Raw genomic sequence first — 12365 nt, 5'->3', positions numbered from 1 at the left:
AAAGGTTCGTCATGTTCCGAATAGCGTTACCCCTGCTCGTCACGCTGATGAGCGTCGGTACGTCGGCAGTGCCGGCCGCCGGCCTCGCCTCGTCGGTCACCGGGTCCGCGACCACCGCCTGGCACGACGGCGCGCTGCGCGGCGACACCGCCGGGCTGGTCTCCCGCTCCGATCTCGTCCAGGAAGGACCGGCCTGGCGCAGCTACCAGGCCATGCCGGTCGGCAACGGCGTGCTCGGCGCCGCGGTCTGGGCCGAGAAGGGCTACACCGCCCAACTCAACCGGGTCGACACGTTCCCCGATCTCAAGTCCGCCGGGCGCCTGGTCGTCCCCGGCCTGGACTCGCTGATGCGCGCCGACGACTACAGCGGCCGGCTGGCGCTGTACGACGGTCAGGTCGTGCAGCGCGGCGGCGGCATGACCGCGCGCTCGTATGTGCGTGCCGATGCGGATCAGTTCGTACTGGAGGTCACCGGCGCGGACCCGTCGAAGTCGCAGACCGCCGACCTGAAGCTGTGGCCCGGCCGGACACCGGCGGTCAGCGCCGCCGACGGCATCGCCGCGCTCGCCGAGACGTTCCACGACGAGGCGTCCGGCAGCATCACCGGCGCGGTCGCCGCCCTGACCGCGCAGGCCCAAGGCGTCAAGGCGTCGGTGGTGGATCCGCTGACGGTCCGGCTGACGTTCCGTCCCAAGGCGGACGGCAGCTTCCGGCTCGTGGTCGGCGTACCGTCGTACCGCGGTGGTGAGCTGCGCACGGCCGCGCGGCGTGCGGTGGTGGAGTCGCCGAGCAAGCACCTCGACTGGTGGCACGCGTTCTGGTCCAAGGCGGCACCGCTGCGGATCACCTCGGCCGACGGTTCCGGTGAGTACGTCGAGAACCTGCGGACCCTGCACCTCTACACGATGGCCGCGTCGATGCGCGGCGACGTACCGAGCACGCACGGTGCCGTCGTACGGATGTTCTCGGCGGCGCAGGACCAGGCCGACTGGGCGCAGGACGCGTACTGGCACTTCAACCTGCGGATGATCGTGTCGACGAACCTCGGCGCCGGCATCGGCGAGTTCAACTCGCCGTACTTCAAGTTCTACCTCGACCGGGCCGAGCTGATGCGCGAGTGGACGCGGACGCACTGGATCGGCGGCGAGGGCCTGTGCCTGCCGGAGTTCATGCGGTACGACGGGACGGGCGACGGCTGCGACAACACGCAGGAACCCAGCTGGACGCGGCGGATCCTGACCAGCGGGCCGGAGCTGGTCTACAACATCTGGCAGCACTACCGCTACACGGGCGACGCCGGTCTGCTGAACCGGAGCTACCCACTGATGCGGGACGTCGCCCGGTTCTACCTGTCGGCCACGACGCTCGGCAGCGACGGCTACCTGCACCTGGAGCACGTCAACGCGCTGGAGGTGCAGTGGGACACCACCGACCCGGTGCCGGACCTGGCGGCGATGCGGGTGATCTTCCCGCTCGTGGCCGACCTGGCGACGAAGCACGGTGACACCGAGCTGGCCGTGCGGTTGAAGGACGCGGTGGGCAAGCTGCCGCCGTTCCGGACGATCGAGCGCAACGGCGAGCAGGTGCTGGCGTGGTCCGGTACCGACGAGGCGGCGCACAACACGCAGAACCCGGAGATGGAGGCGCTCTGGCCCTGGGGCGTGTTCGACGAGACGTCCGAGCTGATGCAAGCGACGTACCGGCAGCGCGTGTACCCGCAGGACAAGGACTGGGGCATGGACGCCACCTGGGCCGCGCGGCTCGGGCTGTCGGACGAGGTGAAGCGCATGCTGCTGAAGGGCATCGCGGACTTCCAGATCTACCCGAACGGCTTCACCGTGCACCGCACCAAGCAGGAGCCCGTCCGCAACAACAGCTTCTACAACGAGTGGGGCGGGGTGCTGAGCACCGGCCTGCACGAGGCGCTGGTCCAGTCGTACGACGGGGTGGTGCACGTCGCGCCCGCGTGGCCGAAGGACTGGGAGGTGGCCGGCTCCGTGCAGATCGAGGGCGGGCACCGGATCAGCACCGAGGTGCGGGACGGCGTACCGAGTGTGGTCGGCATCCAGGCGGGCAGTGCGGAGACGCTGAAGCTGCGCAACCCGTGGCCGGGGCAGGAGGTGCGGGTGGTCGACGCTGCGCACCGCACAGTGGTTGCTGCGACGTCTGCTGAGACCTTCACGTTCGGGGTCGCTCCGAACGAGTCGTACACCGTCGAGCGGGTCGCCGTACCGTTGTCGTCGTTCTCGTACGCACCGCTGACCGGGGAGCCGGCGAGCGCGGTGAAGACCCTGGGGAACCGGGTGCTCGGCATCACGTGGAGCGAGCCGCCGCTGCGCAGCGACCTGGTGTCGGTCGTGGCGCCGGAGAAGCTGTCGAACCTGGTGAAGGCGCAGGTCGGCGCGCCGATCTACGTGGACCGCAGCTACACGGTCACGGACCTGCCTGGTCAGTTGAACGGGCAGGCGCTGGTACCGGGCGCCAACAACGACTCGAAGGCGACTACACCGGCGAACTACCTCACGTTGAATGTGACACGTCCGGCGACGGTCTATGTGGCGTTCGATCCGCGGGGTGAGAACGTGTGGTGGCCGTCGTGGCTGTCCGACTACACGCGGACGGGCGAGACGGTCGGTACTACTGACCAGCGGCTGATCCTGTTCAAGCGCGACGTACCGGCTGGGCAGCTGGTGCTCGGGCCGAACTCGGGTGTGCCGGACAAGGGCAACTCCACCTACGTGACGTTTGTGGTACCACGCTAGGCATGTACAACCATGCTCCTGAGGGCTACGACTGCCCGTTCTGCCGGCTCGCCGCCGGCGGAGAGGACCACCTCACGGCGCAGCACGACATCGTGCTGCGCCGTGAGCGCGCGTTCGCCTTCGTAGCCTCCCGCTGGTGGCCGAACAACCAGGGCCACGTCCTGGTCGTACCTACGGAACACCACGAGAACCTGTACGACCTACCGGCCGCGGCCGGCCACGCGGTGCATGACGTCGTACGGGAGGTCGCTGTCGCGATTCGCAGTACCTATGGCTGTGAGGGTGTCTCGACACGCCAGCACAACGAGCCGGCTGGCTACCAGGACGCCTGGCATTACCACGTGCATGTGTTTCCGCGGTATGCCGACGACAACCTCTACAACACCCGGCACCTCGCGGAGCCCGCCACCGCTGCCGAGCGCGAACCGTACGTCAGAAGACTGACCGAGCACTTCGACAGCATCCGGAAGGCCTCAGGATGAACGTACGCCGCCGCCGTCCGAGAAGACCGCAGCGCACGCAAGGTCAAACCGTGACGACGGTGGCGGGTCGGCGCAGGACTCAGTGGGTGCGCTACTGCCCCAGACAGCGAACTGTGCTGCCTCCGCGTACGTCGCGGCGTCGGCCTGCCAGCGGCCGGTGCGCGGATCCGGGCGTGCGTGTTCCTCGTTCGGCGGTTCAGGTGTTCGGGGTCCGTCGCCTGTTGGTCCAGCCGCCGTCGGCCGGAGGCGCAGGGCCGGTGGTGGATCGGCCCACCGGGGACGGGCGACGTGGACGGCGCCGTCGGTGATGGTGATGGTCCAGTGGCCGTTGTGCAGGTCGACGTGATGCCTGCGGCACAGCAGGGCCAGATTCGACACGGCTGTGACGCCGCCGTCGATCCATGAGATCAGGTGGTGTGCGTCGCACATGACCGGTGGCGCGCCGCAGACCACGCAGCCTCGGTCGCGGGTGTTCAGGGCGCGGCGCATTGCCCTGGTGACGAGTCGTTCGCGGCGGCCGACGTCGAGGGGTTCGGAGTTCGAGCCCAGGACGATCGGGATGACGTTCGCGTCGCAGGCCAGCCGCCGGATCGTCGCCGCAGACAGGCCACCGCTGTGCACCGTTGTCCCGACGGCGTCAGCGGTTGCTGATCTGAGGTCATCCAGGTCAATGGTGACAGTGATGTTCGCCTTCGCCCCGAACCCGGGCACCACAGCACGATTTCCCGAACCGGCGCCGGAACCACCGTCGGGAGCACCGGGAGCGCCGGTACGGATGGTCGCTGCGTCGAGGGTCGCTGCGTCGAGGGTGGCGGCGGCGACGGTCAGCGCCGTGGCGAGGGCGTCGGCCTGGCGCTTCTCGCGGGAGCGCTGATCAGGTTCACCGTCGAGGGTCTTGTGGGGGCGGGCGCCGGCGACGATCACTGAGCGGAGCAGTTCGGCGTTCTCGTTGGCGAGGTAGCCGCGGAACTTGACGCCGCGATCGGCCGGCGTGAGGGTGAGGGACTCGCGGGCGTAGGCCTCGTATTCCTTGGGTTCGGGGCCGTCGGTGTCGAGGATGTCGCGGACCTGTTCGGCGGCCTTGCGGAGTTCAGCCGGGGGCAGATGCCTGGCCAGTCGGACCAGTTCGCGTTCGGCGACCTCGAGGTCGGCCACCGGGACGGTGCTCGGGACCTTCTCCAGCGCGGTCACGATCGGTTCGGCCTGCGCCGGCCGCAACATCACCGGCCCGTCACCGCTCGGTCCGTCACCGCTCGGTCCGGCGGTGCCGGTGTCGGGGAGGGCGGCGGTGACGGCGGTGTACTTGGGCAGGGCGCGGGCGAGGCGGACGTCGCGGCGGGCGCGGTGGTGGTCGAGGCGGTAGCGGTACTCGAGGAACTGGACCGTGTCACGTGCACCGACCTCCTCGGCGTACCCGGACTTGTCCAGGGCCGCGACGAGCCGCAACCTGCGCGTCTCGAGGCGGGCGAGGTCGACGTCGGCCTGGTCGAGAGCGCACACCAGTTCGCGGTCGCTCATCAACTCAGGTGGCCTGTCCATGCCGCAACTCTAGACATCGCTACCGACACTTCTCGACCTGGAATGCCCTTGTTTTGTGGGCAATCCGTGGGCCCCACACAGCCCACACCAGGCCAGCCGCGTCCGCCGCGGCGGCGTCTCAGTCGGCCTCGGTCCCGGGATCCCGCGGTGGGACCGGCCGGAGGTGCAACGTGAACGAGTAGGACGCGACATCGAGGACGTGGTCGGAGGTCGCGGCTGGGCCGCAGGAGGCGGAGCCTAGGCCTGTTTGGGCCAGGTCCAGGTTGAGGTAGATGTGGTCGCGTGGGGTGAGGTCCGAGCGGTGGCGGGCCGCTTCCAGGTCCTCCGTGGTCGAGCGGCGCGCGGTGAGCTGGAAGTGCGGTGCGCCGGTCACGCGTAGGCCCTTGCCCTCGGCATCGGTCAGCTCGGCCCAGCGGACGTCTACGCGGGCGCCGTTCTCCTGCGGTACGACGTACGGCGTCTGCAGCTCGTCGACGGTCCGCGTGTACAGGCCGATCCGCGCGGCCTCACGGCTGTCGGCGTAAGCCTCGCCGGGCCCGCGGCCGTACCACCGCACGTTCTCCAACACCCGCGGCAGCACCAGCCGTACGCCGACGCGCGGCCAACTCCCGCAGCGCGGCGTGACCGCAGTACCACCCCACTCCCCCTCGGGCTCGACGTCCACAGTCAGCCGGAGCTCGTCCTCCCCACTCCACCGGTACGTCGCCCGCACCCCGACACCCAGCCCTTCAGGCGCGACCCGGGCCCGAACCACCAACTCATCGCCCATCACGTCGAAACCGTCAACCCGATGAACCAACCGATCAAGCCCAGCAGCGCGCCACTCCTGCGTAACCCCGTTCCGCCCACCCTGCCCGTTGTCGTTGTCCGTAGGAGCCCGCCACAAGTCCACCGCCGGCCCATCAACCCGCTGCCCGAACAACCGAACCAGCCGACCAGTACGCCGGTCGAACACACCCCCACCAACCCGCACAACCTCCCCACCGTCAACCACAGGCCCAACCGCCACACCGGGCACAACAGGCGAGTCCAGCACGAACTGCGCCCACGCAACCTCATGCCCCGCGGTCGCCCACGCCTCATCCTTCGCCAGCACTGCCCGCACAGTCAGCACCCGCTCGAGCGAGGAGGGCGCGGACAGCGCGGAGGCCTGGGCAGGCAGCCGAATCTCGGTCGACTCACCCGGGCCGACAGCTGGAACCTCCAGCCGGCCCGCGTCGACCTCGACACCGTCTTCGGTCAGGGACCACAGGAACTCCAGGTCGTCCACGCCCGAGAACGTTCGGTGGTTGTGGACTACGAGGGGGTTCGGGCCGGCGAGGCGTACTGGTTCCAGGACCTTCTTGTACTCCGGCAGGCCGGGGGACGGGGTGCGGTTGGGGAAGAGGAGGCCGTCTATGCAGAAGTTGGCGCCGTGGAGTTTTTCGCCGAAGTCGCCGCCGTAGACGTGGTCGGTGGCGCCGGGCAACAGGAGGCCGTGGTCGATCCACTCCCAGAGGAACCCGCCCTGCAGCCGCGGGTAGCGCTCCAGGATGCGTTGGTAGTCGGCCAGTCCGCCCGGTCCGTTGCCCATCGCGTGGGCGTACTCCGCGAGGATGAACGGCAGCGCCCGGCGCCGTGCCTCCAGCTCGGGGTGTTCGGCGGTCTCATCGGGGACGTCCTCCGTCCGGGTGCCGATCGCCTCCAGGTCCTCCAGCGGCGGGTACATCAGGCTGTAGAAGTCCGAGAACTCGTACGTCCGGTCCCGTTCGTAGAACACCGCGCGCCCCGGATCCCGTTCCCGCGTCCACGCCGCCAGTTCACCGAAGTTCCGCCCGCGGTGGCTCTCGTTGGCGAGCGACCAGATCACGACGCTCGGGTGGTTCTTGTCGCGTTCGACCATCCGCCGCATCCGGTCCAGCATCATCGGCGCCCACGCCGGGTCGTCGGCCGGGTTCCCGCGCCAGTCGGTGTAGATGAACCCGTGCGTCTCGATGTCGCACTCGTCGATCACCCACAGCCCCAGCTCGTCGCACAGGTCCAGGAACGCCGGATGCGGCGGGTAGTGCGCGGTCCGCACCGCGTTGATGTTGTGCTGCTTCATCAGCACCACGTCCTCGCGCATCGCCTCGACCGTCATCGCCCGGCCGCGCCGCTCGTCGTGCTCGTGCCGGTTCACACCCCGGAAGAACAGCGGCTGACCGTTCGCGGTGAACACCCCGTCCACCATCGCGACCGTGCGGAACCCGATCCGCAGCTCGACCGTCTCCCCCGGCACCTCGACCGTCGCGTCGTACAACCGCGGCAACTCGGCCGACCAAGGCTCCACCACCGGAACCGTCACCGGTACGCCGGCCTCGGCGACGATGCCCAACTCCGGCACCCGCACCACGGCATCCGGCGCCGTCTCCACCCGCAGGATCCCGGATCCCGTCAGATGGTCGTACGACGCATGCACGAAGACGTCGTCGATCAACGGCCGCGCGAGCAGCGTCACGTCGCGGAAGATCCCCGGCAGCCACCACATGTCCTGGTCCTCGAGGTACGACCCCGACGACCACTGGTGCACCCGCACCGCCAGCGAGTTACGCCCCGGCCGCAACAGGTGGCCGACGGTGAACTCACTCGGCAGCCGGCTCCCCTTCGCGGTCCCGGCCTCGACACCGTTGACCCACACCTTGAAACACGAGTCGACGCCTTCGAACCGCAGTACCGCGCCGTCCGCCGGCCAGTCGTCCGGCAGGTCGAACCATCGGAAGTGATCACCGGTCGGATTCGCGTCGGGCGTGTACGGCGGGTCGATCGGGAACGGGAACGCCGTGTTGGTGTAGCGCGGCCGGTCATGCCCTTGCAGCACCCAGTGCCCCGGGACCTCCAACTCACCCCAGCCGTCGGGACGCGGCGGACCGTCCGGAACGGTCTCCCAGAGCTTGAACTGCCAGCGCCCGTTCAGGCTGAGCCGCGGCCGGGACGACTTCAGCCACGCGCGCGGCTCCCGGGTCCCGGTGCTCGGCGTCAGATCCTCGAAGTACCTCACTGTGCCTCTCCCTCGACGCTCTCCTCGAGCACCCGGACGTCCCACGGACCCAACTCGACCTTGTCGAACCCGGACGGCTCGACCACGACCGCCGACCCCGACCAGTTGTGCACGAACCACAGCCGCTTCCCCGCCGCGTTCACGGCCGACAACGCGGTCACGGACGGCGCCAGCAATCGCGAGTCGCCGTACAACGCTGCTGCCAACGCCGCATCGGGCACTGTCCCGACGTACGTCACCCGCCCGGCACCGCAGCGCTTGGTCGTCACGACCGGCCGCCGCTCACCACCCGGATGCCGGTACGACGCCAGCACCTCGGCGTCGTCGACGAGCAGCGTCTCCGCCCACCGCGTCGCGTGCCCGGCCAGCCCACTCACCGGAAGCGCACCGTGGAGGTTCTCGAACTCCTGGTACGTCACGCCCGCCGCCTCCGCCAGCCGCGGCGGCGCCGCCGCGACCCGCGGCCGCGCTTCGAGATCGGCGTACCCGGTCCGCGGGCCGACGATCAGATGCCCGCCGTCCCGCGCGTACTCCACCAGCCGATCCAGCACCGCGTCCGAGGCGACGTACAACCCACCGGCAACCACCACCGGCGCCGACAGCGCGGCCTCGAGCCGCTCGACCGGCACCACCCCGGGCCGCAACCCTGCGTCCAGGATCCCGCCGTAGAACGCGCCCACGATCGTCCGGTACGACGCCTTGTCGGGCGCGCCGCCCGCCGTCGCCAGCGGCGGCTGGAACTGCAACGCCCAGTCGCTCTCGTTCGACCACAGCACCGCGACGTCGACGTCCGGCGTCAGCCCGGCGACCGACGAACCAGCCTCGGCCAGCTCGGCCCCGAGCGCGGCGATCTCGCGGTACACCCGGCCGGGCTCCAGAGAATGCCCGAGGATCCCGCCCCAGAACGTCTCCGCGCCGTGGTTGATCGAGTGCCAGTGCCAGTACTCGACCATCCGGGCACCGCGCGCCACCATCGCCCAGGCGAGCTGCCGGAGCTGACCGTCGTACGGCGGCCGGTTCTGGTGCGAGCCGCCGATCGATGCGGCGTTCGTCTCGGTCACCAGGAACGGCTCGCCGCGCGATCCGTACACCCGGTCCGCCGACAGGAACAGCTCCGCGACACTCCGCCCGATCCAGCCCGGCTCGAGCCGCGACGGTGCGGCCGGTCGCGCCAACCCGTCCTGCACATCCACGTAAATGTTGCCTGCCGCAACATCCAATCCCGATGTCAACGGCACGTCGGCGACGGCCGGCCGGTCGTACGCCACACACGTCGTCACGAACTGCCCCGGCCGCCGCAACGCCTTCACGAGGTCCGCCTGCCACCCAATGAACTCGGTGGTCCGCTCCGCCTGGAACCGTCGCCAGGCCAGGTCGTACGACGGCGTGCTGTTCCCGTCCGGCCGCCACAACTCGGACCAGTCGCTCAACCGGTGCGACCAGTACGTCAGCCCCCACGCCTCGTTCAGCGTCTCGACGTCGCCGTACTCGCGCCGCAGCCGCTCGACGAACGCCTGGAACGCCGACGTGTTGTGCGCGAGCAACACCCCCGGCTCGTTGTCGACCTGGTAGCCGATCACCGCCGGGTGGTCGCGGTACCGCTCGACGATCCGCCGCACCACCCGCTCGGCGTGGAACCGGAACGCGGGCTGGCCGTAGTCGAGCTCCTGCCGGATCCCCCACGGCACCGGGACGCCGCTGCGCCGCTCGGCCGCGATCTCCGGATGCGCGCGTTGCAGCCACGGCGGTACGGCGTACGTCGGGGTCCCGAGGATCACCGCGATCCCCCGGTCGGCGGCGCCGTCGAGCACCGGGCGGATCCATTCGAGGTCGAAGACGCCGTCCCGGGGCTCCCAGGTCGACCAGACCGACTCACCGACACGGATCGCGGTGATGCCGGCCGCAACCATCAGGTCGAGGTCGACGGGAATCCGATCGCCGGCCGAACGCGGCAGGTACTCCGGGTAGTAGGCCGTCCCCAGCACGACACGTGGCGGCAGCATGCGTCAACGCTAACCGACACCGAAGCGTCCGTGCAATCGTTTGCACGCAGGGATTTCAGCTCACACTGATGCGTGCCCTCCGGCGGGCCGGTCCGGTGCTGGCCCGCACCACGAGCTCCGGGGCGAGCAGGTCCGGCGCCGGCCACGGGTCGCCGCCGAGCCGCTTGGTCAGCTGCTGCCAGGCCAGCTCGCCCAGCTTGGCGCGCTCGTTGCGCAGCGAGGTCAGCGGTGGCCGCGAGTACGCCGCGATCGGGATGTCGTCGTACGACGCGACGGACAGCTCGGACGGCACCTCGACGCCGTTGTCGTACAGCCAGCTCAGCAGCCCGATGCCGACCAGGTCGTTGAACGTGATCACCGCGGTCGCGCGGCTGCGCAGCACCGTCGGGCCGGCGTCGTACCCGTGGTTCCCGGACCAGCCGCCGTCGACCTCGTCGAGCGTGACGTCGAGAGCGCGCGCCGTACGACGTAGTGTCCGGCGGCGCTCGCTGTCGGACCAGGACGTCGCCGGACCGCCGACGTACAGCACGCGGCGGTGGCCCAGACCGGTCAGGTGCTCCAGCAGCAGCCGGCTGGCGACGCGGTAGTCGATCGCGACGACGCCCGCGTTCTTCACGTTGCGGTTGATGCAAACCACCGGAACCGGGTGCCCGAGCGCCTTCTCCAGGCCCGCGCGGTTCAGCCGGGAGCTGCACAGCACCAGCGCGCCGGAGTAGTCGACCAGCTCCTCGACCAGCCGCAGCTCCTCGGCGGGGTCCTCGCTGCTCTCGCCGATCAGCAGGCGGTACCCGCCCTCGCGCGCGGCGGCGTTCAAGCCCTTGAGCACCTCGGAGAAGAACGGGTTCGTCAGGTCGGGCACGGTCACGCCGACGGTCAGCGGGCGCCCGAGCTTGAACTCCTGCGCCCGCTTGTCCGCGCGGTAGCCGAGCTGGCCGGCCACCGCGCGCACGTGCGCGACCACCTCGGGCGAGATCAGGTCGGAGCCGTTCAGCGCCCTCGACACCGTCGAGACCGAGGTGCCCGCCTCGCGCGCCACATCGATCAGCCGAACCCGCTCCGCCACGCCTGTCCCCTAATGCCTGAACCTCTTGCCCGAATCGCTCATGTCTGCCCGATCCACACGTTCCGGATCGTCACGTCGTCGGCGTACTGTACGACAGCGTCCGCCGCGACCTGGTCGAAGCGGCTGTTGCTGATCGCCACCGACCGGATGTGCTGTGTCTGCGCCCCCACGACGCGATACGCCCGCTCGGCCCGGGCCACCCGGACGGAATCCAGGCGGATGTCGCGTACGTCGGGGAACAACGACTGGTCGCCACCTCCCTGGTAGCTGAAAGTGATCTCCAATGGACGATACATCCAGGCCCCTGAATCCACGTCGCGGACATCGACATTGTGGACATAACCACCGCGCGTCGAGGTCGACTTCACGCACAGCACCCACTGCAGATACGCCTCGTCGGCGGCCGGATCGGCGGGCGCGTCGAGCCGGCGGACGAACACGTCCGCGACGCCGCCGCTCATCTCGCTACCGACAGCGACGGCGGCGCCACCGCTGAGGAACGTGCAGTCCTCGACGATGATCCCGCGCGACGGCAGCTGCAACCGGCGGCCGTCGGCGTCCCGGCCGGACTTGATCGCGATGCAGTCGTCGTGGGTGGCGAACGTGCAGTCCCGGATCAGTACGTCGGTGCAGGACTCCGGGTTGCAGCCGTCGCCGTTCGGGCCGAGGTTGGCGACGGTCACGCCCTGCACGGTGACGTTGCGGCACTCGAGCGGGTGGATCGTCCACATCGGCGAGTCCTTGACGGTCACGCCCTCGATCAGCACGCCCTCGCAGCGGAACGGCTGGATGAAGCTCGGCCGCAGGTAGTGCCCGCCGCCGAACAGGCGCTGGTCGACCGGGACCTGCTCGTTGTTCATCCGCTCCAGCTCGGCCCAGTCGGCGCGCTGGTTCGGCAGGCCGGTGTGCCAGCCGTACTGGCCGCTGCCGATCCAGTACCACCAGTGCTGGTTGTCACCGGCGCCGTCCAGGACGCCCTTGCCGGTGATGCCGATGTTCGTCTGCCCCTCGGCGCGGATCAGCGACGAGTAGTTGTAGACCTCGACGCTCTGCCACCGCGTCCGTACGACGGGCAGGTACGCCGCTGGATCCGTGCTGAACCGCAGCGTCGCGCCCTCCTCCAGGTGCAGGTCGACGTGGCTCAGCAGGTTGATCGCGCCGGTCTGCCACACCCCGGGCGGTACGACGACATGCCCGCCGCCGGCCTGGTGACAGGCGGCGATCGCGGCGGCGATGCCCGCGGTGGCGTCCGCGGGCGTGGCGCCGTACCGGGTGATCGGGAACCAGGCGTCGCGGAACCGCGGCGGCCGGATCCGGGAGCGGACCAGACCTTCCACGGTCAGATCGGCGGCCGCGGGCAATCCGGTGCCTGCGGCAACGAGTCCTCCGAGCCCGGTGGCGAGTAGCTGACGACGGGTGGGACGCATGGGCGGAGCCCCTTCCTCGGACGGGTTGGGTAAAGCTTTGCCCGCAAGTATCCAAGAGATTCCGGGCCGGTCA

Annotated in this window: 7 protein-coding genes; 2 read left to right on the top strand and 5 right to left on the bottom strand. The window is 69.9% G+C overall.

Going from position 1 to position 12365, the window contains the following annotated elements; genetic code table 11:
* Positions 1 to 11 precede the first annotated feature (11 nt).
* The gene (locus ABN611_RS23540) at positions 12 to 2762 is read left to right on the top strand and encodes a hypothetical protein (protein WP_350274387.1); all 2751 of its coding nucleotides are present in this window, start codon (positions 12 to 14) and stop codon (positions 2760 to 2762) included.
* A 2-nt stretch (positions 2763 to 2764) separates the two neighbouring features.
* A complete protein-coding gene (locus ABN611_RS23535; RefSeq protein ID WP_350274386.1) occupies positions 2765 to 3244 on the top strand; it encodes an HIT family protein in 480 nt (159 codons plus the stop codon).
* On the opposite strand, the gene ABN611_RS23530 is transcribed toward ABN611_RS23535, so the two are convergent.
* The 5 genes from ABN611_RS23530 to ABN611_RS23510 all read right to left on the bottom strand — a co-directional run bounded on the left by ABN611_RS23530 (position 3236) and on the right by ABN611_RS23510 (position 12292).
* On the bottom strand, positions 3236 to 4783 hold the full coding sequence (locus ABN611_RS23530) for a DUF222 domain-containing protein (protein ID WP_350274385.1): 1548 nt from the start codon (positions 4781 to 4783) through the stop codon (positions 3236 to 3238). The two genes, ABN611_RS23535 and ABN611_RS23530, sit on opposite strands and share 9 nt — an antisense overlap.
* A 118-nt stretch (positions 4784 to 4901) precedes the next feature.
* Entirely contained in the window at positions 4902 to 7799 is a 2898-nt protein-coding gene (locus ABN611_RS23525; RefSeq protein ID WP_350274384.1) for a glycoside hydrolase family 2 TIM barrel-domain containing protein, read from the bottom strand.
* Positions 7796 to 9802: a beta-galactosidase gene (locus tag ABN611_RS23520; protein ID WP_350274383.1), complete on the bottom strand. Its 2007-nt coding sequence runs from the start codon at positions 9800 to 9802 to the stop codon at positions 7796 to 7798. Before ABN611_RS23520 ends, ABN611_RS23525 begins: the two co-directional genes overlap by 4 nt.
* A 55-nt stretch (positions 9803 to 9857) precedes the next feature.
* The gene (locus ABN611_RS23515) at positions 9858 to 10865 is read right to left on the bottom strand and encodes a LacI family DNA-binding transcriptional regulator (protein WP_350274382.1); all 1008 of its coding nucleotides are present in this window, start codon (positions 10863 to 10865) and stop codon (positions 9858 to 9860) included.
* A gap of 38 nt (positions 10866 to 10903) precedes the next feature.
* Positions 10904 to 12292, bottom strand: coding sequence for a glycoside hydrolase family 28 protein (locus tag ABN611_RS23510; RefSeq protein WP_350274381.1), 1389 nt, complete (start codon positions 12290 to 12292; stop codon positions 10904 to 10906).
* Positions 12293 to 12365 lie beyond the last annotated feature (73 nt).

It is taken from the genome of Kribbella sp. HUAS MG21 (assembly GCF_040254265.1).
Taxonomy (GTDB): Bacteria; Actinomycetota; Actinomycetes; order Propionibacteriales; family Kribbellaceae; genus Kribbella.
This window is presented reverse-complemented; position numbering and strand designations above follow the sequence as displayed.

Coding starts and splice junctions, on each gene's coding strand:
- ABN611_RS23540 (WP_350274387.1), top strand. CDS start 12: ATGTTCCGAATAGCGTTACCCCTGCTCGTCACGCTGATGAGCGTCGGT.
- ABN611_RS23535 (WP_350274386.1), top strand. CDS start 2,765: ATGTACAACCATGCTCCTGAGGGCTACGACTGCCCGTTCTGCCGGCTC.
- ABN611_RS23530 (WP_350274385.1), bottom strand. CDS start 4,783: ATGGACAGGCCACCTGAGTTGATGAGCGACCGCGAACTGGTGTGCGCT.
- ABN611_RS23520 (WP_350274383.1), bottom strand. CDS start 9,802: ATGCTGCCGCCACGTGTCGTGCTGGGGACGGCCTACTACCCGGAGTAC.
- ABN611_RS23510 (WP_350274381.1), bottom strand. CDS start 12,292: ATGCGTCCCACCCGTCGTCAGCTACTCGCCACCGGGCTCGGAGGACTC.